The organism is Novosphingobium sp. BL-S-24 (genome assembly GCF_055521575.1).
Map to the genome: position 1 here is coordinate 751,398 of NZ_CM145487.1, position 24,576 is coordinate 775,973.

The following is a 24,576-nucleotide window of genomic DNA, read 5'->3' on the forward strand; positions in this document are numbered from 1 at the left end:
GAGCGGATGATATGGCCGGCAGGCTCAACGGGAAAGTCGCGGTAGTGACCGGCGCCACCTCCGGCATCGGCTATGGCACCGCGCGCGCCTTCGTCAAGGAAGGGGCGACGCTCGTCTTCAATGCGCGCTCGGCGGACAAGGGCTCCGAAGTGCAGGCGGCGCTGCGCACCATGGCGGCGGGCGGCGAAGTACACTTCGTCCAGGCGGATATCAGCGTGAAGGAAGAGATGGAAGCGGTGATCGACCGCGCCATCCGGGATTTCGGCAGGCTCGACGCGCTCGTCAACAACGCGCAAGGTATCCCGCCGATGGTCCCCCTTGTCGACAAGCCCGACGAGCACCACCGCCACTCCTTCGAATCGGGTTATTTCGCATCCAAATGGGCGATGCAGCGCGCCTTCCCCACCATGCGGGATCAGGGTGGAGGCAGCATCATCAACACCACATCGAACTGGGCCAGCACGGCGCCGCATTTCGCGAGTGACTACAACGGCAACAAGGCCGCGCTCGAGGCGCTGACTCGCAGCGCTGCACACGAGTGGGGCCGCTACAACATCAACGTGAACATCGTCGCCCCCTTCTCGAAGTCCGCTGGGTGGGACAACTACGTGAAGGCCTATCCCGAGCACGCAGCGCAAGTGATGCGGGAAAATGCGTTGGGGCGCGCGGGCGATCCCGAAACCGACCTTGGCGCACTGGCGCTCGGTCTGGTTACCGAAGAGGCGCGCTACATCACCGGCCAGACGTTCGATGGTGGCGGCGGCCATCTCTACCTTCGGCGCAGCTACGCCGGAACCGACGAAATGCTGGACGTCGATTTTCAGGCGAAGAATTGAGGATCGCGAGATGAACCGTCTGACCAACAAGACAGCGCTGATCTTCGGCGCGGACCCTATCACCCTCGGCATCGCGGCACGCTTCCTGCAGGAAGGCGCGGTCGTCACCATCGTCGACGAAGCCGAGGCGCTCGCCGACACCCCGACGGGCGCGACGACCGCGCCTCTATCAGACCGGGAGCCTGAGACGGCACGCGCCACCGTCACCGACGCGCTTGGCGGCGGGCCATTGGACATTCTGGTCATCGGCGGCGGGGACATTCCCGACGAAGCCGACTGGAAACCGGTCAGCAAGATCAGCATCGATGAACTGCTGGCTGGGCAGAAGGATGACACGGCACGTGCACTGGCCGTCGCGCAGGCAGCGGAATCCGCACTTGCGGCACGCGGAGGATCGGTGATCTTCCTGTTCTCTGCGGCGGGTCTTTATTCGGAAGGGGGCTGGGGCGAGCGGCCGGTCGTGCATCATGCGAAGCGCGGTCTCGCACGCGCTCTGGCGATGCAATGGGGCCACGATCAGGTCAGAGTGAACACACTGGTGCCACTGGCGGCCACCCCCGGCATGGAGGCCTACCGCCAGCGCAACCCGGATGCCGTCGACTTTCGCGTGTCGAAAGTCGCCATGGGACGGCTCGGCGATCCGGTGAAGGACATCGGCGGGGCCGCAGTCTTTCTAGCGTCCGAGGATACCGTCTGGTTGACCGGCAGCATGATCTTTGCGGATGGCGGCAATTACCTCACGACACCCGTCGTCGAAACGCGGCTGGAGCCGGCGGCGTGACGGAGGAGTTCGCCGGCCGTTCGGCGCTCGTCACTGGTGGAGCATCCGGTATCGGACAAGCGATCACGCGCAAGCTTGTCGGACGCGGCGCGCAGGTGCTGTTCTGCGATCTCAATGAAACTGACGGGGGGTCGCTCGCGGTCGAATTGCGCGAAGCCGGGGGAAAGGTCCGCTTCCTGCCCTGTGACGTCACCGACGAAGCCTCTGTCGAGCGATTGATCGCCTCCGCGCAGGAACCGACCGGACGACTGGACATCGCGATCAACAATGTTGGCGGCTATGGCGCCGGCGATTTGCCGACGACGCGCATCCATGACAGCGATCTAGACGCCTGGAACCGGACGGTGACGCTGAACCTGACATCCTGCTTCCTGTGCCTGAAGCACGAACTGGTTCCCATGCGCGCTCAGGGTAAAGGCGCGATCGTTAACGTGGCGTCGCTAGCGGCAATGCGTTGGAGCGATGGCTCATGCCCTTCCTATGTCGCAGCGAAGGCTGGCGTGATACGGCTGACCGAATATGCAGCCGTCGCCTATGCGGCGGAAGGTGTGCGCGTCAACGTTATCGCACCAGGCCTCACCGCCACGCAAGGGATAATGGAAGCCTTTTCGGAAGAGCAACGAAACGCCATGGCGAAGGCGACGCAGCCGATCGGCCGCATGATCAATCCCTCGGAGACGGCGGAAGCAGTGCTGTGGGCCGCATCGGAACGCTCGAGCGGCGTGACTGGGCTGACGGTGCCAGTCGACGGCGGTTGGGCCGCGACCTAAACGATAATAGGGGAGAGTTACAATGTTCGGTCATGGGGCATCGGCGGGTTGGGCGTCGCTGGATGAAAAGGCGGCGATGGCGATGTTGGAACCGGGCAGCATCACGGCCTTGGGCGTGCTGCGCGCTGCGGCAGATAAACTGCCAGATGAAGCGAGCGCCGCCCTCGCCGGATTGCTGACCGGTCAAATCGACAAGCGTCTGCAACTGCAGGCCGATCGTGCCGCCAATCCCGGCATCACGGATGAGCGGATCGAACGTCCCATCATCATCATCGGCATGCCCCGCTCAGGCACCTCGCTGCTTCATGCATTGATGACGACCGATCCGGACAATCGCGCGCCAAAGACTTGGGAACTTCAGACCCCCTCCCCCCCGGCACCGGATGCCGCCGAACAAGCTCGGCGAAAGCTTCTCTCGGCCCAGGCTGTTGAGGCCTTCGTCGCCGCTACGCCCGACATATTGAAGGTGCATCCTTATTGGGACGAAGCTGGCGAAGCCGCCGTCGAGTGCGAGGACATCATGCAGATGTCGCTCATCAGCGGCTATTTCCCAGCCTTCTTTCACCTTCCGGCCTATGATGACTGGCTTGCTACGGCCGATTGCGGGCCGGCGTATCGCGCGCATCATGAGTTCATGCAGCATCTGCAATGGCGTGCGCCCAAGCACCGCTGGGTGCTTAAGGGCGTAACGCATGTCGAACATCTCGATCTGCTGCTCGATACGTATCCCGACGCGTGCCTGGTCTGGCCGCATCGCGATCCGGTCGAGCAATTGGCGTCGATGTGCGCGATCGTCGCCGTGACTCGGCGCGTGCACGACCCGCGCAGCCTCAACGAAATTTACCGTTATCTGGTGAAGAATTCGGCGCGCGGCGTAGATGCCGCGCTGTCACATCCGGCCAACCAGGACGGCCGCATCATCCACATTCCCTTTAACCGCCTCAATCGCGAGCCTCGCGCCGCTATTGCCGACATCTATGACCAACTCGGCGCGCGGGTCTCGCTGGCGCATGAAACGGCGATGACCGCCTGGCTGGAAGCGCCGCAACATAGTGCCAGCCGCCATGGTCGCCTCTCCAACGATCTGGAGCGCTTCGGCGCCACCACGCAAGACGTGCGCAAACAGTTCGAGCGCTATTTCGACAGCGGTCTGGTGGAGCCAGCGCCCCTGACCGCCTGACGACGCTCGGCGGCTCTCAGGCCTCGATCGCGAAGCGGACGCCAAGCACGGGATCGATACTGGTCAAGAGTCTGCCGCCAACCGTCTCCGGCAAGATTGAAAGGCCGACATGCCGCATGCGGCGCACCAGGCCGTCGCGATCCGATGCCTTCATGACGACGGCATAATCGCGCCGTTTCTCGACCGGTTCGCCTTCCCACGCGTTTTTTGGCCAGAGTTCGAGCACGTTCCCGGTCTCTCCGCGCCAACCCATCGCACCATCGCCTAAAGACGTCATTGCGAACCCCACGTTGCCGAATGCACGATGTTCCTCTTCTGGATCTGCCGTCCGCGCCGCGAAGCCGCATATCTCGTCGACATAACGCGTGTTGAAGGCGATATCCTCTGCATAGTGCGGACCTGCCCAATCGATATTGTCTTCCCGGTCCGACATGATGCTCGTGAGGATCAGCAGGCCGCCCGCATCCTTTGGATGCAAGTGCCATCGATACAGATGCTTTACGCCAAATGGCCCCTCGACCACCGTGCGAACGCCGGAAGCCCGCAAGCTCTCGCTCACACTCTGCCAATCCTCGTTCTGCAACGAGCAGCTTAGCATGTAGGCCCCCGGCCCGCTGCGCGTCAGGAAACGATGGCGCGTGTGATTCTCGTCCAACGGATCGAGAACCTCCATGTTGGTGCGGTTGTTAAAGGCGAAGACGGTGCCGTTCTCCTTGCCCTCCTCTGGCCCTCCCGGCAGGTCGATCGGAACCGCGGCGAATAGGTCGGCCATGCGCGCGACACCTTCCGCGCGCGAACGGGTGACGACGGCGGTCTGTATGATCGAGTGGGTGAGAACTGGCAACATAGAGGTCCCGCTACAGGATGAAGTCGCCCGCCCTGTTCCAGATCAGAGACGATGTATCAAGCAGCGGATGCGCTTCTACCATCTAAGTTGGAAGGGCGATCCGGCGGACGGACTGCCGCGCGCGGCGAAATGCGATCGTCGTGACGCCGAACAGAGCCTGGAACTTGCGTCGGAAAGACGCCACGTCGACATCTCCAACCAGTTGCGCGATCTCGCCGACCGGACGGCGCGTTTCCGCCAGCATCGAACTGGCGGCTGTCAATCTTACTCGCTGTAGATAAGCCTGCGGTGCGGGCTCGCCGGAAGCGCGAAACCGGCGGATCAATGTCTGGTGGCTGACCTCCAGACGCTTTGCGAGATCCACGATGCGCACATTTTGCGCGAAATGATCATGCAGCCAGGCCCTGGCTTGCACGACAAGGGGATCCTGGGACACCGCACCTTCGATAAGTTTGTTTGTTGCTCCGCTTGCGGGATTGCTGGTGACCGCAGGCGTCAGCACATGCGCCAGCATCCTGGCCGCCAGCAACGGTCCGTCGGCATCGGTTTCTTCAGTGAAGGTTGTGCCGCTCACGGCCATGCTCCCCGGCGCCTGCCGCATGGACGCAAGCATGAGAGCAGTATGGGGCTGGCTATAGGATCGCAGACCCTCGCTGGACTGATAGGCCTGAACCATGCGCGCGACCGCGTCCGTCATAGCCCCGAGGCTGGCGACATAGGTGCCTGCAGAAGCGACCACGAGGATTGTGGCCATGTTGAATTTACCCCTGTCAAATGGTCAGGACACAGCTTGCCTGGGTGGTAGTACGGTGCTGTGATAGTGGTAACTAAAGCGAACGGAGAGTGACATGGCCAGCCTGACTGTTGCCGAGCGTCCCGCGAAAGCGATCGTGACGCAGGAACTGAAGACACATAACTATCTCATCGGAGATCTCGACGCCCTCAACGAAGCGTGGGATCGCGATGGATACTGGTTTTTCCGTGACGTTCTGGACAAGGATGCCGTGGGTAGACTGCGCGCCGAATACACCCGCGAGCTCGAACGTCTGAATGTCATCGACGCGGTAGGTGACGCTTCCACCGAGCGCAGCGTCGTTTACAACGGCAACAGCTTGGATGACTTTCCGTTTCGCATGGAAACGCTGGCCGCTCAGGAGCCTTGGCGCGCCTTCGCGCAGGACGAGGCCATCAACGATTTCTTCAAGCGGCTTTTCCAGGACGATCCATTTTGGGTGCCGATCGCCGAGTACCGGGCCACGCCGCCTAAGGCAGACAAGAGCGGCTCGCGCATCGACGGCATTCACCAGGATGGGCCGTACAGCCCTGGAATCCCGTTTCGGATTTGTTGGATCCCGCTTGCCGAGATCGATGAGGATGTAGGCGGGCTGATGTTGGCCGAAGGGCTGACCGAGAAGATCAATCGCCATGCCACCGGTCAGGACGGATCACACACCATAATCCAGCCCGAGGATATTCCCGACGATCGGTGGCGGCGTGCCACTTATCGTGCGGGTGACGTGCTGTTGATGAACCTGTGGACGCCCCATACAGGCATCACCAATGTGTCCGATCGCTTCCGACTTTCCATGGACCATCGGATCATGGCCCGTGGCGACAAATGTCCCATCGTCGGCGAGATCGTGTCGATCACGCCGGATCGGGTCGAGGCTCGCGACCCGTTTGGCGTGCATAGCCTGGCGATTGAGCCCGACACGTATGTTCGCAACCATATGGGCCAGAAGCTCTCCGGCGATGACATCGCCACCTACTATCAGCTCGGCAAGCCCGTGATCATTGCCCATGAGGACGGCAGAGCATCCGCGGTTCGGCCCATGCATTGACCAATTTTACGAGGTGTCGGCGCACTTAGCGCCCTGATGAACATTGGCCGGGGCGCCTCGCTCTGCCTGCCTGAGGATAGCATGTTGCCCAAACCAAAGCACCATTTGGCCCGGCTAGCCGGTAAAATCGCCATCGTGACCGGCGGCGGGGCGCCGGAAGGTGGCATCGGTCGTTCGATCGGCCAGTTGTTCGCCGCTGAAGGCGCCAACGTCGTCTTGGCGGATATCGACGGTGATCGCGCGGAAGAGGTCGCCCAGACGATCCGCGCCGCCGGTGGAAAAGCCGTGGCCGCAGTCGGCGATGTGAGCGCCGCGCAGGATTGCCGCAGGATCGTCGACCGCGCGATCGAGGCGTTCGGACCACCTTCCATCCTGGTCAACAATGTTGGCGTCAGCCGTTCGCCCCGTTCGCTGATTGGTATCGACATGGCGGAATGGTCGCGGATAATCGAGATCAATCTTGGAAGCGCCGTGGCGCTGAGCGGGTTCGTGCTTCCCGCGATGAAGGCGGCAGGCGGCGGCGCAATCGTGAACATAGCCTCGATCGCGGGGATGCAGGCCTATGGTGGCGCAGCCTATGGACCATCGAAGGCCGCACTGATCGCCTTCACGCGCGAAACCGCGCTTATGCATGGCCGCGACGGGGTGCGGGCCAATGTCATCGCACCGGGGCACATCTACACGCCGCATGTCGGAGCGATGCTCACGGACGATCTGCGCGCTGCGCGCCGACACGTCGGTCCGCTCGGTCAGGAGGGTGATGCGTGGGATATCGCCGAAGCCGCCCTGTTCCTAGCGAGCGACGCGGCGCGGTTCATCACAGGCGTGCTGCTGCCGGTTGACGGCGGCGTGACGGCGATCGGTCCCATGGCCGGCCATGACCTTATCGTTCAAGGCGCGAGTGGCTGATTGTCATGGCACACGCGATGGAAGACCAACGAGCAACCAAGAGACCAAGCCTTGTGAGAGGTACTGGTCCGGCTGCTAAGCAACGACACTTTAGGCAGCGTGTAAGCACGCAACACGCGGACGGGCAGTCGATCAGCCGGTAAATTCCGCTGCCTCATCATAGGCCTTGAGAATGCGTGCGAAGTACTCCTCGACCAGCGGCTTCATACCCGCATGCGTGACGATGATCGGACGGTTCCCCTTGATGCCGGCAACAGCCCGCGCCGCGACTTCTTCAGGTGACAGTACAAACGGGTGATCGAGTGAAGGTGGGGGCGCATCATCCCGCATGACAAAATCGCCGCCAAGGGCGGCACCGTGATGCGATGGGCGGCTCCGCTCGCCATCGGCCAACATGGCCGTCTCGGTTCCGCCTGGGACTAGCAAGGAAACCGCAACGCCATGCCGGACCGCCTCGGGCCGGAGCGCGACAGCAAGCGCGTGAACAGCGCCTTTCATGGGAATATAAGGGCCATGGCCCAAGACCCAGTCGGGACAATAGGCGGTTTGAGATCCGGTCAGGACAATGTGGCCCGACTTGCGCTCCGCCATCGCCGGGTAAAAGGCCTGAATGCAGTTGGTGACGCCTCTCAGCACAACGTCGATCACCCAATCCCAGTCGCTGTCGCGATGATCGAGATAGGTTCCGGCTGTAGTCACGCCGGCATTGGCGATCAGCAGTTCGGTACCGCCAAACTCGGATTGTACCCGCGCCGCAAGCGTGCGAACCGCCTGCCGATCGGCGACGTCGCACGGGATCGCCAGCACGGTCGCGCCGGACGCGGCGATTTCCTCCGCCGCGGCCTGAAGCCGCGCCTCGTTGGTGGACGAGATGACCAGCCGCATTCCTTCTTCCGCCAACGCAAGCGCCAATGCCTTGCCGATGCCGGTCGCACCACCTGTGATGACGGCCGTCTTCCCAGCTAGGTTCTGCATGCTCTTCTCTCCCAAGGCACGGCATTGACGCCGCTTATCCAGATACTATTTCGGTCATTTACAATATGCATATAAGCGCAGAGCGAAGGAAGAGCCGATCAGCATATGCAGGAACTTCCACGCATCTGACGGCCCTTTTCTGCATCTTACCACTATGCGTGCTGCCTTCTGCTCGGCAGCTCAGTCTTGGTACTTCGGCTGCCTTGCCGACAACGACTTTACCCGCCCGTATAAGGCATGGTCGAGTCTTTCGAAATTAACGTCAGCGGACATCGTATGGCTGGCATTCGCGCTGGCGTCGGCAACCGCAACGGCTTCATCTTCGCGGTGCATGGCGGTGGCTATGACGCACGCTATTGGCATGCCGATGGGGGGTATGGCCATGGGTCAATGATCATCCTGGGTGCGCAACTTGGCTATGAGGTGCTGGGCATCGACCGTCCAGGCTACGCAGGGTCCGCCGGTAAGGAGCCCAAGGGCTACTCGCTCACCGATCAGGCCGACCTGCTTTTCGCACTCATCGAAGAACTAGCGTAGGACCGGCCAGCCTTTCTGATCGGCCATTCAATGGGCGGGATCATATCATTGCGAATGGCCGCTCTCCCGCAGGCCGAACGGCTGACGGGCATCTACGTATCCGGCGTGCCGCTTCGCTATGCGCCGCCGATGGATGGCATAATCAGCCACTTCTTCGGGCAGTTTCCGGACATCGACGAAGCCGGAAGGCGGATGATGTTCTATGGGCAAAAGGGCAGTTATGATCCCGCTCACGCCATGGCGGTGGACAATCGCAACGCGGTTCCGCCCACGGAGATGGCTGAGGCGTTTCGCACGCCAGACGACTTGCCGCCGCTGCTGCCGCGGAACAGCGTGCCGGTACAATGGACGATCGCGGACCAGGAACGCTCGTCGGTCGGCGGCATCGAGATGCTTGACCAGATCCGCGCCGCCCTGCTCGCCTGCCCGCGCCTTGTGATCAGCCTTCAAATTGACAGCGGCCATAACATCAGGGTACACCACGTGGCGCGCGCCTATCATCTGCGCGCAATCGCCTTCTTCCAGGAATCCCGCCTGCGCGCCGCGCGGGCCTGATCAACCCTTGGGCAGACCCAGGCCACGCTCGGCGATGATGTTTCGCATGATTTCGTTGGTGCCACCGGAGATGGTCGCGCCATAGGCAGAGATGAAATCGTGCATGCCGTGCAAGACGCTTTCATCGCGTACGGTAACGAACTGCTGCCCGGCCAACCGGTCGATACGGACCAGCAAGTCGGCAATCCGCTGACGGATCACTGTGTCGTGCAGCTTCACGAAGGCCGATGTCATCGCAGCGCCGCCGCCGTGACCGTCATTTTCGTGAAGCAGCTTGCGGATTAGCCGCCTTCCGGCCTGGTGTTCGGCGAACAAAGTCATGAACTCACGGCGGAGCAGGTCGTCTTGCAGCCACTCCGCGCCGCTCTCCAGCGCTTCCCGATAGAAGCGCTCGACACTGTAACGCCGCCTCTCCGCCCAATCGAACCACAGCACTCCGCGCTCGGAAGCCAGCGTCGCCTGAGTGACCTTCCAGCCCTCATTTTCCTCACCGACCCGATGGGCGACGGGAATACGCACGTCGGTCATGAACAGCTCGCCGAACTCGGCCTGTCCGTTCAATTGCTTGATCGGTCGCACCTCCAGCCCCGGAGTATCCATGTCCATGATCAGGAACGTAATACCTGCCTGTTTCACTGGCCCGGTCTCGGTCCGAACCAGCAAGATGCAGTGCTTGGCGAATTGCGAATAGGACGACCAGATCTTCTGGCCATTGACCACGTAATGATCTCCATCGCGTTCCGCCTTGCACCGCAGCGACGCGAGGTCAGATCCCGCGCCCGGCTCCGAAAAGCCTTGGCACCAGATCGTACCGCGCGGAATCTCGGGAAGATATTTCGCCTTCTGTTCCGGCGTGCCGAAAGGAATCAACGTGCCAGGAATGTGATTGAGCGAAACAACGAACAGGTCGAGGCGGGGCGCGGCGGCCTTCGCGACCTCGTCGGCCAGGATGACCTGTGCCGTGAGGCTCAGGCCTACCCCGCCATATTCGATCGGCCAATGCGGCACGGCGAGGCCTTGCTTCGCACGCTCCGCCATCCACCATTTCTGGAGTTCGATATAATCTTCGTCCGTGCCCTGATTGACGCGTTCGCTCCAACCGGCAGGAACGGTTTCCGCAAGCCAGTCACGCAAGGCCTGGCGAAAGGCAGGCAGATCGTCCTTGAGGTCGATGATCATAGCGCCGGCAACTCCAATGTGCTCATGCCCGCCCGCGTGGCCGCAGCCAGATCTGCCGCCGCCAGGTCGCGCAGGGTCAGATTGTTGGCCACGAGCATTTCGTTGAGACGCGCGCGCTTCAGGTAAAGATGAACATCGTACTCCCAGGTGAAGCCCACACCGCCATGCAACTGTACGCAATCACCCGCGACGAACACTGCCGCCTCGCTCGCGGCCGCCTTGGCAAGCCGCGCCCACATGTCCGCCGTCGCATCGCCAACGTGGGCAACTTCGACCGCTTGGCCCAATGTATGTTCGGCGATCCCGATCCGCGCGATGAGATCGACCGCACGGTGCTTAAGCGCCTGGAACGAGCCGATCGGACGACCGAATTGCACGCGTTCCTTCATGTAGGCGATGGTCTTGTCGGCGATCCCCTGTGCCAGGCCGATGCAATCAGCAGCCACCGCCAAGGCAAATGCGCGAGCAAAGGCACGGCTCGCGGCATCCCCGGCGCCAAGCCAGGCGATCGGTTCGACGCCATCAAGGTCCACGGCGGAAAGGTTGCGGGTACGGTCCCAGAAATCGAGCGGCGTTAGCGTCACGCCGGACAAATCGATCAAGGCCATTTCGGCTTGGCCCACCGCGATGAGTGCGATCGCTGCCTCGGGCGAACCGAGCAGCGTCGTGCGTCCGCTGATCGCGCCGCTGGGCGCACGCACGATCTTATCATCGAGGATGGCAGGGATCGCGGCCTGGACCTCACCTGAAACGAGCCGCTCCAACCACGCCGTTGAAGCGGCATCGCCGCTCGCATGCTCCGCAAGCACCTGTGCGGCGACACCGTTGGCGAGGAAGCCGCCAGGCGCCACCACCGATCCAAGCTGTTTGTGCAGAAGCTGCACGCCGTGCGCGCCGAGGCCGAAGCCGCCCTGCTCTTCGGTCAGGCCGATCGACACCCAGCCAAGATCACGGGCCTGGCTCTCCAACGTGTCGGAGAGGTTCGATTTCCCGTCCACATAGGCATGCAGCGCAATGCTGCCACATTCTTCGGAAAGTACGGAGGCGATGCTCTCCCGGATCGCTTCGAGATCCGCTTCGTCAAATCCGACCGCATCCGCGGTGATGGTGTCGCCCATGGGAAAGACGTTCCTTATCAACGTGCGCGAGATCGTTGATCAACGTCCCCGCAACAGACAGTCGCCCTTTCCCCAGCCAGACGACACTGTCAAGAAGCGCCACGCCTGTTTTTGAAAATCCATTCGATTTTCTTTGATCGCCAATCAGGTTTAGGTGACGACGGGAGCGAGCGTCTTCATGTCGATGACAAAGCGGTATTTGACGTTGCTCGCCAGAATGCGGTCATACGCTTCTTCTATATCGCTCACGCCGATCATCTCGATATCGGCGACGATACCATGCTCGGCACAGAAATCGAGCATCTCCTGGGTCTCCGCGATACCCCCGATCATGGAGCCGGCAAGGCTGCGCCGCTTGTAGGATAGCATCATCGAGGCCGGCCAGGTATGCGCTTCGGTTCCCGCGCCCAGCAGGACGAGCGTCCCGTCACGCTTCAGCAGATTGGCATACATTACCAGGTTCTGCGCCGCCTAAACCGTATTTAGAATAAGATCGAACCGCCCGGCATGAGTTGCGGAGACGGCTTCGGGGTCGGTGGTGATCAACACTTCGTCGGCACCGAGCGCTCGCGCTTCTTCGGCCTTGCCCGGAGACTTCGTGAAAGCAACGGTGTGCGCCCCCATGGCATGAGCGAGCTTTATACCGACATGGCCCAGTCCGCCGATACCGACGATGCCAACGGTCTTGCCCGGCCCTGCCTGCCAGTGGCTCAACGGCGAATACAGCGTGATTCCCGCGCACAGCAGCGGCGCCACGGCGGCAATATCCGCCTCGTCATGCGTCACACGGATTACGTAATTTTCATCGACGACGATATGACCGAATAGCCGCCATAGGTGGGCGTGCCGTATGCGGATCGATACTGCCATAAGTGCTGATCATGCCCAGGTCGCAATATTGCTCGATATGCTCATGGCAGGACGGGCATGTCCGGCAGCTGTCAACGATGCAGCCGATGCCGACCAGTTCGCCCACGTGAAACTTCGTGACACCGCTGCCCGCTTCCGTCACCCGACCGACAATTTCGTGCCCCGGAACACAGGGGTACAACGCCATCTTCCAGTCGTTTTTAGCAAAATGCACGTCGGAATGGCAGATGCCGCAGTAGAGATTTCGATCCGGACATCGTACTCGCTGGTCTCACGCCGTTCGAACTGGAATGGTGCGAAATGCTCGGGCGAATGAGCGGCATAGGCAATCGCGTTCGGCATTTTCCACTCCCGAAAATATGGCTCGCCAGGTAACGGCTCGCGCTTTCTTCCCGCAACTGCCGGGTGTGGGTAGTTACCAAACGGGAATTACGCACATCTGCTCGTTGCTTTATTCATCGTTTAAAGACCCGGCGCTCGGGGTGGATCGGGCGGATGGCAAAACATAAGGGAGAGGATGCCGCACGTTCGCAAGGGTGAATGCGACTCCTCATGAGTTCGGCGCCAGATGCGGCTCAAGCCTGGAACCGCCCAATGCACTAGCCGCCCGCCAAAATAGAGGAGGAGCTAATCCGATGACCCAGGCATTCGATCTCGTGATCCGCAATGGAACGATCGTCGATGGAAGCGGCGGCGAACCTTATGCCGCCGATCTTGGTATCCGCGGAGGCGTGATCGCGGCAGTCGGCAATATTGTCGCGAAAGGCGCCCAAGAGGTGGACGCGACGGGCTGCATCGTCACCCCGGGCTTTATCGACGTGCACACTCATTATGACGGCCAAGTCACATGGGAAAACACCCTCGCACCGTCATCAGACCATGGTGTCACCACCGTCCTCATGGGCAATTGCGGTGTCGGTTTCGCTCCATGCCGCCCAAACGATCGCCAGCGCATGATTTCCCTGATGGAGGGTGTGGAAGACATACCAGGGATCGTCATGGCCGAGGGGCTGCCTTGGAATTGGGAGACCTTCCCGCAGTATATGGATGCGCTGGAGGAGAGGCACACCGATATCGATTTTGCTACGCAGCTTCCCCATTCGCCGCTCAGAGTGTTCGTCATGGGGGAACGCGGTTCCGAACGGCAACCGCCTACCGACGCCGATCTGACGCAGATGCGTCACCTGACGGAGCAGGCGATCCGCGCCGGCGCTCTGGGCGTCTCGACCTCGCACAGTCCTGCTCACCGGTATCTCACCGGTGAGTTCGCACCGTCGGTACGGACCGAGGTAGACGAACTTCTGGCGCTGGCCGGTGGCCTGCGCGATGCGGGAATGGGCGTGTTCCAGATGCTCGGCAATCACCTCGTTCCTGCGGACGAACAGTTCCAGGCATTCCGCGAGATCGCACAAGCCGCGGGGCGCCCGCTGTCCTTCACGTTCGCGCAGATGCCGGATCAGCCAGGAGCATGGCGCGATACGCTACACGCGATGGAAGAGGCGCATGCGCAAGGACTGGAGATACGTGGGCAAGTGTTGCCGCGACCCACGGGCGCTCTGCTTGGCCTCGATCTCTCGCTGCACCCGTTCGTTTTCAATCCCAGCTACAAGGCCATCGCTCATCTTCCATTGGCTGAGCGGGTAGAGCGCATGCGAGACCCCGATTTGCGCGCGAAGATCATCTCGGAGCATGCGCAACATCCGCATGAGTTCTTCATCTATATCATCAGCGAGAAGGACATGTTGTTCGTGTTGGGCGATCCGCCGAACTACAATCCGCTGCCCGAGGAAAGCCTGGGGGCCCGCGCCCGCGCGAAAGGCCGGGATGTCATGGAAGTGATCTACGACGCGCTCCTCGCCCGTCAGGGACACGAAATCATCTATCGTCCTCTCGGTAATCTCAAGAACGAGCCCCGTTTCGAAAGCGTAGGTCGCGATATGCTGCGCCATGAGCACACGATTATCGGCCTGGGCGATGGCGGTGCGCATTACGGCATGATCTGCGATGCGGCGTTCACCACTTATCTGCTGACGTATTGGCTGAACGAGGCGACACCGGCTTATCGACTGCCCATCCAGCAGGCCGTCAAGATATTGACGCGGGAGCCCGCGGTTGCGATCGGCCTGGGAGATCGCGGCCTGCTCAAGCCAGGATACAAGGCGGATGTAAACGTGATCGACCTGCCGCGCCTGAAACTGCACGCGCCGATGCCGGTCTGCGATCTTCCCGCCGGTGGCCGAAGGCTGACTCAGAAGGCTCAAGGCTATGTCGCCACCATCGTGTCGGGTGAAGTCACCTATCGCGAAGGCGAGGCGACTGGGGCTCTACCCGGACGGCTCCAGCGCTTCGCACGTGGCGAAACCGTTGCCGTCGCCGCGTGACGGAACGGCGGGAGCGTCAGTCCTCACCGAACATTGCGACGCTGCGCAGGATCAGGCGGACGAGATCGGCTTGTCTGCGAACGCCGGTCTTCATGAAAATGCGCTTGCTGTAGGTTCGGGCGCTATTTTCGGTAATGCCCAGTTCCCGCGCGGCCTCGCGCAGCGTCGCACCTTCGCTCAGCAAAATCGCCAGCATCGCTTCGGACGGCGCAAGACCGAAAAGCTTGCACAACAGCGAAGAAGATGGGCGCACGATCTCCGTCAAGGCGTGGAGGTAAACGACCACGCGGGCGGTCGTGACGGCGCTGTCCAGCTTCCCGTCCGCAACTCGCCGCGCAAGGACCCCGATGACCTCCTCGCCATATCGCAGGCGAAGTACGGCATCCTCCGCGGCGGGTTCCACGCTCGTCGCGAGCGTCCTGATGGTTTGGGCATGATCCCTCCGGCGAAAGATCAACCGGCCGTTGACGCTGCTGAGATCCTCACTCTTCTCGATCAGCTCGTCGGCAACACGGTTGCAGAACAGGATACGGCTTTCCCGGTTGACGGCTACCGCACCGAAGGCCAGCTGATCGAGCGCATGTCTGGATATGTCGCTTGCCAATTGGGACAGCTTCCAGCCACCATAGATCGCCATGCCGCGTTCCAGATGCGGCACCAGGGACTTCACCCAGGCCCTCTCCTGCGCGTCAAGCGGCCCCCTTGCATCGTCGCGCAACCAGACCAGATGAGCGCGAAACCCGTCTGCGGGTCCAATCGCAATAAGTTCGAGATGGCTTTTGCCCGCCGGTTCGAGATGTTCGGAGAAAAATGGCGAAGCGCTCAGATCGCCGTGCGGCACGAAGTCTTGGAGCGCATAGAGCTTGCCGCTTTCCATGGCTTCGTAATCAATCGGATTGGTTGCGGCGACCTTCGCATAAGTTCGACTGAAATCCGCTTCGCCATCTCCACCGTCCTTCACCATCAGGGTCAGCGAGTCGTAAGGTCGGTGCCGGAAGACCATCACAGCCATATAAGCTGACAAATGATTGTAGAAGGCGTCCAAAAAGGGGCGCCACCCATCAGGGTGCAGCGATGCGCCGTATATCAGAGCCATCATGTCTTTGGATGTATCGTTGTTCATTGAGTGAAGACTAAGCCACAGGTGTCACAAGAAACGTCGACACATCTGGTGACATTTAAGCAGTTCACGCTTTTTACTTGATCATCCAGTCTGTTACACAAACGAAATAAGGCAGGCATAGCCTCAGTATAATCGTTTGGGAGAGAATACGATATGCTTATGTTTCTGTTGTCGGCAGGCCGAGCGCCGGCGTATAGCAACGTGGCCATCACAGATGAGGACGTCACCCGGTGAACGCGCGTCTCCGTGCCCTCGCCGGACATGAAACTTTCCCGGCTTCCCACCCTGCCCAGCCCACTCGCGCCGAAGTGGCAGCGGAATGGCGCGCGAACTGGAAACGGGGAGCGGCGATATTCCTGATCGGCAGCATCGGCATATCCCTTTGGGCGAGCACCTCCAGCCTGTTCATCGAACCCATGCAGGCAGAGTTCGGCTGGACCAGAAGTCAGTTTGCCTTCGCGTTCAACTCCAGCATCATCGTTTCCCTGCTGAGTCCGATGATCGGGCGGATCATCGACCAGAAGGGTGCGCGCTTCGCTGCCACCATCAGCGCATTGCTCCTGGGGCTCGGCTATGTCGCGCTTGGACTTATGTGGGGATCGCTGCCAACCTTTTATATCTGCTATCTGCTGACTATGATCGTCGGCACACCGGGTGGCGGCATGAGCCTGAACCGGGCAGTCAGCCAGACGTTCGTGAAGTCGCGCGGAATGGCCCTGGCGATCACGCGCTCGGGCGGGGCGATCGCGGCCACCGCCATGCCGCCGGTCCTCTATCTCGTCATCGACGATCATGGCTGGCGCATGGGATTCATGACTCTTGCGGCTCTGGTGCTCCTGATCGCGCTTCCACTTTGTTACTTTTCCCTGCCGAAAGGGCAGACCATAGGGTCTATGGCGGAAGGGCCCACTCCAGTTCACACGTCGCCAGCCACTATCCGGTCGCTCGTGCGCAATCCCAAGGTTCTGATGCTCTGCGCTGCCGCCGGGTTTGGCTATGCGCCGTGCATCGCTCTGCTCCAGACGTTCCAGCCGATACTGATCGACAAAGGTATCGAGCCGATGACCGCTGCGACGCTTATCGGCGCCATGGGAGGGGCTGCCCTTTTCAGCGGTCTGGCCGGTGGCGTTCTTGTCGACCGGCTGTGGGCACCGCTGGTCACCAGTGCCGGGATGATCGCCGGCATCGCCGGTTGCCTCATGATCATGCCGGCCACGCTCGCTCCTGCCAATGCGCTGTCGGGTACGATCTTGCTTGGCGTCGCCCAAGGCGCGCAAATCCAGGTGGTCGCCTTTCTGATCGCGCGATATCTCGGACTGAAAAACTTCTCCACCATCTTCGGCATAGCCGTAATGGTGATCGCTATCCTCGTCCCCGTGTACATCAACTTGATGACACACATGCATGAAGCATCCGGCTCTCATATTCTTGGCCTCTCGCTATGCATCGGGTCATTCTTTGCAGGCATGATGGCGGTGCTGGGCATGGGCAGCTATCCGCGCGAGGAGCCCGCCTGATCCACACGCAGGCCTGGTCGTCACGGCCCCGGTCAGAGCGCCGCGGTCAAACCGCCATCGACCACGATGGCGTGACCGTTGAGGAACGAGGAAGCATCCGACGCAAGGTACAACGCGGTTCCGGCCAGTTCATGGGGCTGACCGAAGCGTCCGAGCGGCACCTTGCGTGCGGTTGCCTCGGCCATATCGGTGGCGATCGCCTGATTTACCTCGGTCAGGAAGGGCCCGGGTGAGATCGCGTTACAAGTAACACCCTGTCGCCCGGCTTCCACCGCGAGGGCCCGCATCAGGGCCTCGATGCCGCCCTTAGAGGTAGCATAAGCGAGATCGTTCGGCGGCGCGCGCCCCGCGCTGATGGAGCTGACGAGGATGATCTTGCCGCCCCGCTCCGTCTTCAGCAAGCGCATGGCATGCCAGCACAGCGAATAGACGGCGGACAGGTTGGTATCGATCAACGCCTGAAAGTCTTGCGGCGAAATATCTTCAAGCGGACGCCGCATTCGCGCGGCCGCGTTGGCGACCAGAACGTCGAGGCGTCCGTGCCGCTCCTGCACCCTTGCCATCGCTGAACCGATCGCCGCGTCATCCAACGGATCGAACGATAGCGCCTCTGCACTCAGCCCCGCCGTCGTGAATTCCTCCGCAATCCGCTCGGCCTTTGCCACATCCCTGCTGTTGACCAGCACCGTCGCGCCCGCTGAGGCGAGAATGGCGGCCATTTCCAGGCCCAGTCCGCGGGATGCCCCGGTAACCAGGGCGATCCTTCCATCAAGACGGAACAGCGTCGCCGCAGCGCCTGCCGCGGTCTGCGCCGACCACATCGCTATGCCGCCACCCGCACGCCGACGGTTTGCGGCAGCCCCTTCGTGCTGATGCGGTAAAGGAGCCGCCGCTTGCCATCCTCATCGGAATATTCGATCGGCGTCGCCCGGTGCATCGTGGCGAAATTGTCCCAAAGGATAATGTCGCCAGGAACGACCTTGTAGCGCGTCGTGAATTCCGGTTTCGTCGCATGGGTGCGCAACTCGGCTATAAGCGCGCGAGCTTCCATCTTGTCCATACCCTCGATCCCGAACGCCGATCCTGACAGGAACAGCGCCTTCCTGCCCGTCACCGGATGAGGCATTACGACGCGATGGCGTTGGATTCCCATGCGCGCGATCTCCTCGGGCACATAGACGAAATTCTCTCCATCAAGCGGGTCGGCGCCGCTCAAGCAATGCAGGCCGACCAGGCCTTCGATCCGCGCCTTCATCGCGTCAGAGAGAGCGTCATAGGCCAAGGCCGTATTCGCGATCAGCGTCTCGCCGCCTTGTTCCGGCGCCTCGACGCCATAAAGCATCGTGATGCTGGCGGGCACTTCCTCATAAGTGCTGTCAGAGTGCCAGTGTCCTGCACCGTCGCGCAGATTGACCGGCGTGCTGGCGGCATTGTCCTGTTTGATCAGTTCAGGAAAGTCGTCTCGCGTTCGCGAAGCCACGAAGAAGTGCAGCGGCTTACCCCAATGATAGCCGAAACGGACGTATTCGGCGTCGCTGAGCGACTGCCCCCTGATCACGAGGATCTGATTTTCGTACAAAAGATCGACGAGTCGGCCGATCGTAGCATCGTCCGCATGGCTTACATCGATCTTTGACAGTTCGGCGCCAAATGGGCCCGAAAGCTTGCGAACGTCCATTATCCTCTCCGCATTTGGTCGCCCAGCTGATGGGCAACCTCAGAACTGCTAGTCCGTCACACCCACGCCGCCAGTCTCCATATGGTAAGGCGAACCTGCCTAGCGCCGACAGACCTGCCGGCACGGATCAACGCTCATGGCGGGCGGCGTGCTTTTATCGCGCATAGATGCCGTGATCGACGATCGCCCATGCGAAGCGATGCGACACGATCGTATTATTGACCTCCGATTGCAGTGCCGGGTCATTGCTGAGCCAGGCGGCGAAGCCATAGCCTTGGGCAAGGCAAAACTCGCCCCAAGCATCATCCCAGTCCTGCGCCGGACCGCCTGCCGCCACGAATGCGGCCAGATAATCCTCGATCAGCTCCCGCTCGTATTTGCGGCGGTCATCCACCGAAAGCGCCGAGGTCAGATAATAGGACACGTCGAACGCCCAGCCGCTCCGCCTGACGCATTGCCAATCGAGCATGCCCGGGCGACCATCCGCATCGACATAGCTATTGCCTACATGCGCGTCGCCATGGACCATGCAAGGCCGCTTTATCGACATGGACCAGTCGAACACCCGCCGCAGGCGGTCATGGATGGTCTGGGGGTCGAACATCAAGGGAGGGTAGTCTGAGGACCGAGGCCATCTGAGGAACCGCTCGATGTTCGCCGGCTCACCCATATAGGTCAGGTAGCTCTGCGGTTCGCCAAATCCCTCAAGCGCTCGCTGTATCCAGGGCCGGTCCGTCAGCCAGCCAGGACCCGACGTGATGCCGTGCATCTTCGCCAGCATGGCGAGCATCGCCGCGACCTCGTCGATGCTGATGTTGCTTTGCGGGCTGTTAATGCGCGCGGCGCTGCCCAGATCCTCAAGCAGGACGACACCTTCACCGGCCAATTCGTCATAGATCGCCCCATGATGCCGGGGCGCCCGCACGGGCAGATCGGGTAGCAATTCGACGTAGACCTTGGGCTCGAGCGCATAGATGCCGTCCTTGTACAGCGTCGCGCTGTGCGGCTCGTAGCCGGCCTTGAGCCACACCACCGCCGGCGCGCCGACATCCTGCACATAGCGTAGTTCCAGGCGGGCCTTCGTCGCCGTACCATGGATTTCACCGGTGATTTCCATGTGCTCGATACGCGCACCGGGATGTTCCCGCGCGATCAGATGCTCGACGAAAGCGACATCGAGAGCTTCCAGACTATGCGGAATCGCCACAGCGGTCATGTCATGGCACACGTGGCGATATCATGGTAAACACGACGTACAAGCGGTGGCCCGAACACAACGCCGAGCCTCGTTCTTGTCGGCATTGGCCGATCCTCTTCCGTTTCTTCTTAGCTGTTCTTTACGCCCGTTGAGCTAGCGGCGGGCAACCTGGCCCTCAAGCGAAAAACGGACAATATTCGATTGCCAGTCGTCACCGAAGACGCTTGCACTCGCGAACATGTCAGCGATAATCGCAGCAAGAGCGGGAAGGATGATCGACGGATGCGCGTACTCATAACCGGCGCCAGCCAAGAGGGTCTGGGCGGTGCGATCGCCCGTCGGCTGGCGGCGGAGGCACGCACCGCCGGTACGCAGTGCACGCTTGCGCTGTGTACGTCGGGCAACCGGTCCAACAACGAGCTGGTGAACGAATTGACGAGCATGGGAGCGCGCATCGTTACCCTTCATGGCGACCTTGGCGATCCTGAGACACCGGCGCGGCTGGTGGACGCGGCGGTGGCGTTCGCAGGCGGGTTGGACGGCGTCGTCGCCAATGCCGGGATCATGAAGCCAGGTCGGATGACGAAATTGTCCGTGGAGGACTGGGATCGTGTCTTTGCGGTGGACGTGCGATCCGTCTGGTTGCTCGCGAAGGCAGCTTATGCATCGCTGAAGGACAGCAAAGGCACGTTCGTCGGCGTCGCTTCGACATCGGCCTTTGAACCTTACAAGCTTGGAGGCGCCTATTCGCCCGCCAAGGCTGCCGAGGTCATGCTTTGCCGTCAGCTCGCGATGGAGTGGGCGCGCGATGGCATCCGCGTGAACATCGTCTCCCCTGGCAGCATGCGAACGTCGATGAACCCCAGCCTAGACAATCCCGACTATGTAGCCAGCCGCAACAAGATGATCCCGATCGGGCGTCTGGGCGAGCCATCGGAGATCGCCGCCGCGGTCACGTTCCTGCTCGGCGAAGCCTCAAGCTATATGACGGGCGAGAACATCACCGTGGATGGCGGGCTGATGCGCGCCAGCCTTGACCGGATCCCGATCGGACGCCCATTCACTTGATTGCCAACCAAGAGGAGAGATCGATGACAGAATATGTAATCCAATTTGAGTCACGTGGACAGCTCGGCCAGGACGAGGAGTTCAACCGCTGGTATGATACGGTGCATCTGCCCGATGTCTTGAAGGTGCCTGGGTTTCTGAGCGCCAAGCGGTATGCCATCGTCGACCCGGGTCGCGATCGCCCGCACTACATGGCGGCTTATACGGTCGAGTGCGACGATCCTCATGCACTACTCGGCCAGCTGTTCGAGGCGTCCGCGACGATGGAACTATCGCCGGCACTCGACCCCGAGCACGTGGTCGTCACCGTCTATCAACCACGCTGAGCTGCACCATGATCTTCGGCGATGGCAGAACGAAGCAGGACTTCGGTTCCTCCATCGACGAAGATGGTTTGGCCCAGCAAATAATGCGTCTCCATTGTCGCAAGAAAACCGATGACCTCGGCCACATCGGCAGGTTCTCCACATTCTGCGCCAGACGTGGGACTCGACCGGTGCAGCAGGGCCCGTCCTTCTTCGTTTTCCAGGTAAGGCGCCGTCATTGGAGTCCGGATCGTACCCGGGGCAACGGCGTTAAGCGCAACTCCCTGTCCGGCCCAACCAGGTGAGACGGCCGTGCGGCGCATCCATTGATGCACCGCCAGTTTCGAGGAAGCGTATGCGTCTTCCGGCGCCGCGCGCCCGCATTCCACGGCCTGGGCTTCACGGCCCGCCAGACAGGCGTCGACGGTCGGGATGTCGTTCGGCAGCAACAGCGCACTGGATGCGATCAGAACCCCGCGCGGGCGCGCCGCGCCGAAATAGTTGACGGAAACGACCAGACCGGCATCTCCCGCCGAAACACCCGCGCAAGCGATGATCGCTTCGATACGATCTGGCGCCGCCGCCTGCACCTTGTCGAGCATCTCCTCCCGACTGATAGCGTCGCTTAAATCGGCCAGGATCTGAGTGCCGGCACGATCGACGCCGATCGTCTGGTGCCCCTGCTTCGCAAGCCATTCGACGGTGGCCGCGCCGATGCCCGATGCTGCCCCGGTGACGACGAGTGGTCTTGTCATTGTCCTACTGCCCCACCCTGCTTGACTCACGTTATCGATACTGTCCGGCAAGAACTTGCGCAGTACACGTGCGTTGGCAATAGCTGCGCGACAAACCAAGGCAGCGGTGCCGGTCAGCATTGTCAGGATAGGCCGCATGCGCTTTTATGGACCCGATCAATCGCCTTTCGCGACGCGTGTGAGGATCGCCTGTCGGATCAAGGGCCTGGCACCTGTCAACGCGATCATCCCGAACGTCCCCAAATCACCCGACTTTCTCGCGATTAATCCCATCGGCAAGGTGCCGGTCTAGATCGAAAACGAAGCTCCTATTATCGAGTCGGAAACGATCCTCGACTTCATCGAAGACAGTTTTTCCAGCGTTGCGTTGCGTCCCGTCAGTCCTCTCGATCGTGCCCGCATGCGCACGATAATCCGCGTCACCGACACTTATGTCATGGTGCCGGTCAGCCGTCTTTTCCCGCAACTCGATCCCTCGCATCGCGACGAGCGCATCGTGAACGAGGAAGTGCGGCGCTAGCGCGAGGGGCTAGGCCGGCTCAGCGGCTATGTAGCCGATGCGCCCTTCGCGTTCGGCGATCGGTTGACGCTGGCTGACTGCGTGTTGCCGCCTTCGCTCCTGCTGTGCGATCTTAGATCGAGCTTGCTTGACCTTGGCGATCTTATTGCGGAACATGCCACTCTTGCCGACTATCGTGAAAAGGTGCTGGCGAACGTGCCGGTCCGAGTCGAAATCGACCGCACTCGCGTGGCACTGGGCGTGTCAGCCACAAGATAAGAGCGTGCTGCCGCCACGGCATCGGGCAACAAGGGGGAGCAAGAGAAACATGGACATCGAGCTGCTGCCTGGCAACGGTGATCAGTCAAACATCGAAGTGAAAGCTGACATCGTCTGGCTGCCCGACCGCCCTTCCCCTTTCGGCAACGACGAGCCAGTTCCTTTCAGCGCGGTGCTGCTGCATTGCGAGGACGGTACCGGTGGAACGTCCGGAGCGGCGCGCTACCGCGCGCACATGGTCGTCGGCAAGGAGGGCCCCGCAGGCGCCATACAGCTTCACGCCTTGGTCGAACGTCGCGAAGGCCAGCCGCTCGAAGAAGCCTTCCGTCATTGGGACGAGCATATCCCTATCGCCTGCGAAATCCATTTCAAGGCGCTGCGCTATCGCCAATTTCGGTTCACCGAGACGCTGAGCGCCGACGCGCCCGATTATCTCGGTTTTGCGGTGCTGGATTTTGCCAGCCCCGAGGATCTGCGCACGGGTCTATACCGCGATCAGGCGGACATAGCCGTACTTGCCGACGACATCGCCGACTTTGTTTCCCGCACCCACGTCATGTACGGGACCGAACACAGCTGAGGCGCTCAGTCCACAAGGATGTCCCGAAGGCGGTCCCGATCAATCCCAAGCGCCGCGATATAGGCATCTACCCCACGGTGGCGTTCAGTCACAACGGCGAAAGCTTCGGCCAGATAGTCCGGTCGCGCATCGTTGAGCGCCAGCAGAGCCGCGTCGGTGAGTTCGATACCAGCATGGGCCATGATCGCGCGCGTCGCATCACTGACCGAGGCATGGCTCCGACGGTTGCTTTCGACGAAGTCCGCCATCACGCCCTCGGCCGGCACGCCCGCAGCCATCAGCAATATGGCGCATAGGAAGCCCGTCCGATCCTTGCCAGCGGTGCAATGCACCAAAACCGGGGATCCACCATTGATCAGCAAGTCGGCAGCAGTGCGGATGGCTGGTCCCGAGACATCTGGCAAATGGCGGTAAGTCGATTTCATCAGCGCGACCGCGCCCACCTCGCCCGGATCCTGGCGAAGATAGTCCAACGGATCGTCCGCCGCGCGAAAGTCGGCGGTGATATCATATTCGACCAACTTCACGCCTTGTGCGGCGAAGAAGCTGTTGGGTACGACTTGGCGCTCGCGCGCACTTCTCAGATCGATGACGGAGCGGATGCCGAGCGCGCGGATGCAGTCTTCATCGTCATCCGGCGGCACCAAAATGGAGGATCGATAGAGTAGTCCGCCCCGGACATGACGATCGTCACCGGCATCCAGCCCGCCAACGTCCCGCAGATTGGGAGCACAGGCGGCGATCACGGGAAATTCCGTCATCTTCGATCCTTTGCGTTGAGAAATGGCACGACGA

26 protein-coding genes and 1 pseudogene are annotated in these 24,576 nt (G+C 61.3%); 15 read left to right on the forward strand and 12 right to left on the reverse strand.

From position 1 onward, the window contains the following. The first annotated feature begins 11 nt into the window (after nt 1–11). Genes ACZ1JM_RS03380 through ACZ1JM_RS03395 form a run of 4 tightly spaced genes read left to right on the forward strand, consistent with a single transcriptional unit; the run spans nt 12 to nt 3,567 of the window. A complete protein-coding gene (locus ACZ1JM_RS03380) occupies nt 12–836 on the forward strand; it encodes an SDR family NAD(P)-dependent oxidoreductase (RefSeq protein WP_465131727.1) in 825 nt (274 codons plus the stop codon). 10 nt (nt 837–846) lie between these two features. Continuing rightward, nucleotides 847–1,617 carry an SDR family NAD(P)-dependent oxidoreductase gene (locus ACZ1JM_RS03385; RefSeq protein ID WP_465131728.1) on the forward strand — a complete coding sequence of 257 codons (771 nt, stop codon included), beginning with the start codon at nt 847–849 and terminating at the stop codon, nt 1,615–1,617. Then, entirely contained in the window at nt 1,614–2,387 is a 774-nt protein-coding gene (locus tag ACZ1JM_RS03390) for an SDR family NAD(P)-dependent oxidoreductase (RefSeq protein WP_465131729.1), read from the forward strand. Before ACZ1JM_RS03385 ends, ACZ1JM_RS03390 begins: the two co-directional genes overlap by 4 nt. A 22-nt stretch (nt 2,388–2,409) precedes the next feature. Beyond that, nucleotides 2,410–3,567: a sulfotransferase family protein gene (locus ACZ1JM_RS03395; RefSeq protein WP_465131730.1), complete on the forward strand. Its 1,158-nt coding sequence runs from the start codon at nt 2,410–2,412 to the stop codon at nt 3,565–3,567. A gap of 16 nt (nt 3,568–3,583) precedes the next feature. Here the strand turns inward: ACZ1JM_RS03395 and ACZ1JM_RS03400 are convergent, their stop codons facing one another. Together ACZ1JM_RS03400 and ACZ1JM_RS03405 are read right to left on the reverse strand one after the other, a co-directional pair. Continuing rightward, nucleotides 3,584–4,339 (reverse strand): VOC family protein, encoded by a 756-nt coding sequence (locus ACZ1JM_RS03400; RefSeq protein WP_465131731.1) that lies wholly within the window; start codon nt 4,337–4,339, stop codon nt 3,584–3,586. A gap of 157 nt (nt 4,340–4,496) precedes the next feature. Next, on the reverse strand, nt 4,497–5,168 hold the full coding sequence (locus ACZ1JM_RS03405; protein WP_465131732.1) for a helix-turn-helix domain-containing protein: 672 nt from the start codon (nt 5,166–5,168) through the stop codon (nt 4,497–4,499). 94 nt (nt 5,169–5,262) lie between these two features. Here ACZ1JM_RS03405 and ACZ1JM_RS03410 point away from each other — a divergent pair, with 94 nt between their 5' ends. Both ACZ1JM_RS03410 and ACZ1JM_RS03415 read left to right on the forward strand, forming a co-directional pair. Beyond that, nucleotides 5,263–6,255 (forward strand): phytanoyl-CoA dioxygenase family protein, encoded by a 993-nt coding sequence (locus tag ACZ1JM_RS03410; RefSeq protein WP_465131733.1) that lies wholly within the window; start codon nt 5,263–5,265, stop codon nt 6,253–6,255. Nucleotides 6,256–6,291: 36 nt separating this feature from the next. Beyond that, on the forward strand, nt 6,292–7,164 hold the full coding sequence (locus ACZ1JM_RS03415) for an SDR family NAD(P)-dependent oxidoreductase (protein ID WP_465131734.1): 873 nt from the start codon (nt 6,292–6,294) through the stop codon (nt 7,162–7,164). A 132-nt stretch (nt 7,165–7,296) separates the two neighbouring features. Here the strand turns inward: ACZ1JM_RS03415 and ACZ1JM_RS03420 are convergent, their stop codons facing one another. After that, on the reverse strand, nt 7,297–8,139 hold the full coding sequence (locus ACZ1JM_RS03420) for an SDR family NAD(P)-dependent oxidoreductase (RefSeq protein ID WP_465131735.1): 843 nt from the start codon (nt 8,137–8,139) through the stop codon (nt 7,297–7,299). 276 nt (nt 8,140–8,415) lie between these two features. On the opposite strand from ACZ1JM_RS03420, the gene ACZ1JM_RS03425 reads away from it, so the two are divergent. Both ACZ1JM_RS03425 and ACZ1JM_RS03430 read left to right on the forward strand, forming a co-directional pair. Next, a complete protein-coding gene (locus ACZ1JM_RS03425) occupies nt 8,416–8,676 on the forward strand; it encodes an alpha/beta fold hydrolase (RefSeq protein ID WP_465131736.1) in 261 nt (86 codons plus the stop codon). Between the two features lie 15 nt (nt 8,677–8,691). After that, entirely contained in the window at nt 8,692–9,231 is a 540-nt protein-coding gene (locus ACZ1JM_RS03430) for an alpha/beta fold hydrolase (RefSeq protein WP_465132570.1), read from the forward strand. Here the strand turns inward: ACZ1JM_RS03430 and ACZ1JM_RS03435 are convergent, their stop codons facing one another. From ACZ1JM_RS03435 to ACZ1JM_RS03445, 3 genes and pseudogenes are all read right to left on the reverse strand, one after another. Then, nucleotides 9,232–10,410 (reverse strand): acyl-CoA dehydrogenase family protein, encoded by a 1,179-nt coding sequence (locus ACZ1JM_RS03435; protein ID WP_465131737.1) that lies wholly within the window; start codon nt 10,408–10,410, stop codon nt 9,232–9,234. After that, entirely contained in the window at nt 10,407–11,528 is a 1,122-nt protein-coding gene (locus tag ACZ1JM_RS03440) for an acyl-CoA dehydrogenase family protein (RefSeq protein WP_465131738.1), read from the reverse strand. Before ACZ1JM_RS03440 ends, ACZ1JM_RS03435 begins: the two co-directional genes overlap by 4 nt. Before the next feature lie 150 nt (nt 11,529–11,678). Further along, a pseudogene (locus ACZ1JM_RS03445) lies at nt 11,679–12,740 on the reverse strand (NAD(P)-dependent alcohol dehydrogenase). A 293-nt stretch (nt 12,741–13,033) separates the two neighbouring features. Between ACZ1JM_RS03445 and ACZ1JM_RS03450 the strand changes: the two are divergent. Continuing rightward, nucleotides 13,034–14,779, forward strand: a complete 1,746-nt coding sequence (locus ACZ1JM_RS03450) for an N-acyl-D-amino-acid deacylase family protein (protein WP_465131739.1) — start codon at nt 13,034–13,036, stop codon at nt 14,777–14,779. Nucleotides 14,780–14,795: 16 nt separating this feature from the next. On the opposite strand, the gene ACZ1JM_RS03455 is transcribed toward ACZ1JM_RS03450, so the two are convergent. Then, nucleotides 14,796–15,878: a helix-turn-helix transcriptional regulator gene (locus ACZ1JM_RS03455; protein ID WP_465131740.1), complete on the reverse strand. Its 1,083-nt coding sequence runs from the start codon at nt 15,876–15,878 to the stop codon at nt 14,796–14,798. Between the two features lie 254 nt (nt 15,879–16,132). Between ACZ1JM_RS03455 and ACZ1JM_RS03460 the strand changes: the two genes are divergently transcribed. Then, the gene (locus ACZ1JM_RS03460; RefSeq protein ID WP_465131741.1) at nt 16,133–17,419 is read left to right on the forward strand and encodes an MFS transporter; all 1,287 of its coding nucleotides are present in this window, start codon (nt 16,133–16,135) and stop codon (nt 17,417–17,419) included. 32 nt (nt 17,420–17,451) lie between these two features. Here the strand turns inward: ACZ1JM_RS03460 and ACZ1JM_RS03465 are convergent, their stop codons facing one another. The 3 genes from ACZ1JM_RS03465 to ACZ1JM_RS03475 all read right to left on the reverse strand — a co-directional run bounded on the left by ACZ1JM_RS03465 (nt 17,452) and on the right by ACZ1JM_RS03475 (nt 20,313). After that, nucleotides 17,452–18,240 (reverse strand): SDR family oxidoreductase, encoded by a 789-nt coding sequence (locus ACZ1JM_RS03465; RefSeq protein WP_465131742.1) that lies wholly within the window; start codon nt 18,238–18,240, stop codon nt 17,452–17,454. 2 nt (nt 18,241–18,242) lie between these two features. Further along, complete coding sequence (locus ACZ1JM_RS03470) at nt 18,243–19,097, reverse strand: TauD/TfdA dioxygenase family protein (RefSeq protein WP_465131743.1); 855 nt, start codon at nt 19,095–19,097, stop codon at nt 18,243–18,245. A gap of 154 nt (nt 19,098–19,251) precedes the next feature. Next, complete coding sequence (locus tag ACZ1JM_RS03475; RefSeq protein ID WP_465131744.1) at nt 19,252–20,313, reverse strand: phosphotransferase; 1,062 nt, start codon at nt 20,311–20,313, stop codon at nt 19,252–19,254. Nucleotides 20,314–20,577: 264 nt separating this feature from the next. On the opposite strand from ACZ1JM_RS03475, the gene ACZ1JM_RS03480 reads away from it, so the two are divergent. Both ACZ1JM_RS03480 and ACZ1JM_RS03485 read left to right on the forward strand, forming a co-directional pair. Continuing rightward, nucleotides 20,578–21,363 (forward strand): SDR family NAD(P)-dependent oxidoreductase, encoded by a 786-nt coding sequence (locus tag ACZ1JM_RS03480; protein ID WP_465131745.1) that lies wholly within the window; start codon nt 20,578–20,580, stop codon nt 21,361–21,363. Between the two features lie 23 nt (nt 21,364–21,386). After that, the gene (locus tag ACZ1JM_RS03485; RefSeq protein ID WP_465131746.1) at nt 21,387–21,689 is read left to right on the forward strand and encodes a hypothetical protein; all 303 of its coding nucleotides are present in this window, start codon (nt 21,387–21,389) and stop codon (nt 21,687–21,689) included. Here ACZ1JM_RS03485 and ACZ1JM_RS03490 read toward each other — a convergent pair. Then, nucleotides 21,677–22,543: an SDR family oxidoreductase gene (locus ACZ1JM_RS03490; protein ID WP_465131747.1), complete on the reverse strand. Its 867-nt coding sequence runs from the start codon at nt 22,541–22,543 to the stop codon at nt 21,677–21,679. The genes ACZ1JM_RS03485 and ACZ1JM_RS03490 overlap by 13 nt on opposite strands. A 16-nt stretch (nt 22,544–22,559) precedes the next feature. On the opposite strand from ACZ1JM_RS03490, the gene ACZ1JM_RS03495 reads away from it, so the two are divergent. The 3 genes from ACZ1JM_RS03495 (at nt 22,560) to ACZ1JM_RS03505 (ending at nt 23,781) form a co-directional block, all read left to right on the forward strand. Continuing rightward, entirely contained in the window at nt 22,560–22,715 is a 156-nt protein-coding gene (locus ACZ1JM_RS03495; protein WP_465131748.1) for a glutathione S-transferase family protein, read from the forward strand. Nucleotides 22,716–23,006: 291 nt separating this feature from the next. Beyond that, nucleotides 23,007–23,201, forward strand: coding sequence for a hypothetical protein (locus ACZ1JM_RS03500; protein ID WP_465131749.1), 195 nt, complete (start codon nt 23,007–23,009; stop codon nt 23,199–23,201). A 49-nt stretch (nt 23,202–23,250) separates the two neighbouring features. After that, entirely contained in the window at nt 23,251–23,781 is a 531-nt protein-coding gene (locus tag ACZ1JM_RS03505) for an EthD domain-containing protein (protein ID WP_465131750.1), read from the forward strand. A gap of 5 nt (nt 23,782–23,786) precedes the next feature. Here ACZ1JM_RS03505 and ACZ1JM_RS03510 read toward each other — a convergent pair whose 3' ends face one another. Next, entirely contained in the window at nt 23,787–24,542 is a 756-nt protein-coding gene (locus ACZ1JM_RS03510) for a tyrosine-protein phosphatase (RefSeq protein WP_465131751.1), read from the reverse strand. Nucleotides 24,543–24,576 lie beyond the last annotated feature (34 nt).

What these genes read in the sequence shown, in the direction of transcription:
- ACZ1JM_RS03415 (WP_465131734.1), top strand. Translation starts at nt 6,292, where the DNA reads ATGAACATTGGCCGGGGCGCCTCGCTCTGCCTGCCTGAGGATAGCATG.
- ACZ1JM_RS03420 (WP_465131735.1), bottom strand. Translation starts at nt 8,139, where the DNA reads ATGCAGAACCTAGCTGGGAAGACGGCCGTCATCACAGGTGGTGCGACC.
- ACZ1JM_RS03425 (WP_465131736.1), top strand. Translation starts at nt 8,416, where the DNA reads ATGGCTGGCATTCGCGCTGGCGTCGGCAACCGCAACGGCTTCATCTTC.
- ACZ1JM_RS03450 (WP_465131739.1), top strand. Translation starts at nt 13,034, where the DNA reads ATGACCCAGGCATTCGATCTCGTGATCCGCAATGGAACGATCGTCGAT.
- ACZ1JM_RS03480 (WP_465131745.1), top strand. Translation starts at nt 20,578, where the DNA reads ATGCGCGTACTCATAACCGGCGCCAGCCAAGAGGGTCTGGGCGGTGCG.
- ACZ1JM_RS03435 (WP_465131737.1), bottom strand. Translation starts at nt 10,410, where the DNA reads ATGATCATCGACCTCAAGGACGATCTGCCTGCCTTTCGCCAGGCCTTG.
- ACZ1JM_RS03495 (WP_465131748.1), top strand. Translation starts at nt 22,560, where the DNA reads ATGCGCTTTTATGGACCCGATCAATCGCCTTTCGCGACGCGTGTGAGG.
- ACZ1JM_RS03470 (WP_465131743.1), bottom strand. Translation starts at nt 19,097, where the DNA reads ATGGACGTTCGCAAGCTTTCGGGCCCATTTGGCGCCGAACTGTCAAAG.
- ACZ1JM_RS03505 (WP_465131750.1), top strand. Translation starts at nt 23,251, where the DNA reads ATGGACATCGAGCTGCTGCCTGGCAACGGTGATCAGTCAAACATCGAA.
- ACZ1JM_RS03510 (WP_465131751.1), bottom strand. Translation starts at nt 24,542, where the DNA reads ATGACGGAATTTCCCGTGATCGCCGCCTGTGCTCCCAATCTGCGGGAC.
- ACZ1JM_RS03490 (WP_465131747.1), bottom strand. Translation starts at nt 22,543, where the DNA reads ATGCTGACCGGCACCGCTGCCTTGGTTTGTCGCGCAGCTATTGCCAAC.
- ACZ1JM_RS03465 (WP_465131742.1), bottom strand. Translation starts at nt 18,240, where the DNA reads ATGTGGTCGGCGCAGACCGCGGCAGGCGCTGCGGCGACGCTGTTCCGT.
- ACZ1JM_RS03395 (WP_465131730.1), top strand. Translation starts at nt 2,410, where the DNA reads ATGTTCGGTCATGGGGCATCGGCGGGTTGGGCGTCGCTGGATGAAAAG.
- ACZ1JM_RS03455 (WP_465131740.1), bottom strand. Translation starts at nt 15,878, where the DNA reads ATGATGGCTCTGATATACGGCGCATCGCTGCACCCTGATGGGTGGCGC.
- ACZ1JM_RS03405 (WP_465131732.1), bottom strand. Translation starts at nt 5,168, where the DNA reads ATGGCCACAATCCTCGTGGTCGCTTCTGCAGGCACCTATGTCGCCAGC.
- ACZ1JM_RS03385 (WP_465131728.1), top strand. Translation starts at nt 847, where the DNA reads ATGAACCGTCTGACCAACAAGACAGCGCTGATCTTCGGCGCGGACCCT.
- ACZ1JM_RS03410 (WP_465131733.1), top strand. Translation starts at nt 5,263, where the DNA reads ATGGCCAGCCTGACTGTTGCCGAGCGTCCCGCGAAAGCGATCGTGACG.
- ACZ1JM_RS03440 (WP_465131738.1), bottom strand. Translation starts at nt 11,528, where the DNA reads ATGGGCGACACCATCACCGCGGATGCGGTCGGATTTGACGAAGCGGAT.
- ACZ1JM_RS03400 (WP_465131731.1), bottom strand. Translation starts at nt 4,339, where the DNA reads ATGGCCGACCTATTCGCCGCGGTTCCGATCGACCTGCCGGGAGGGCCA.
- ACZ1JM_RS03475 (WP_465131744.1), bottom strand. Translation starts at nt 20,313, where the DNA reads ATGACCGCTGTGGCGATTCCGCATAGTCTGGAAGCTCTCGATGTCGCT.
- ACZ1JM_RS03380 (WP_465131727.1), top strand. Translation starts at nt 12, where the DNA reads ATGGCCGGCAGGCTCAACGGGAAAGTCGCGGTAGTGACCGGCGCCACC.
- ACZ1JM_RS03485 (WP_465131746.1), top strand. Translation starts at nt 21,387, where the DNA reads ATGACAGAATATGTAATCCAATTTGAGTCACGTGGACAGCTCGGCCAG.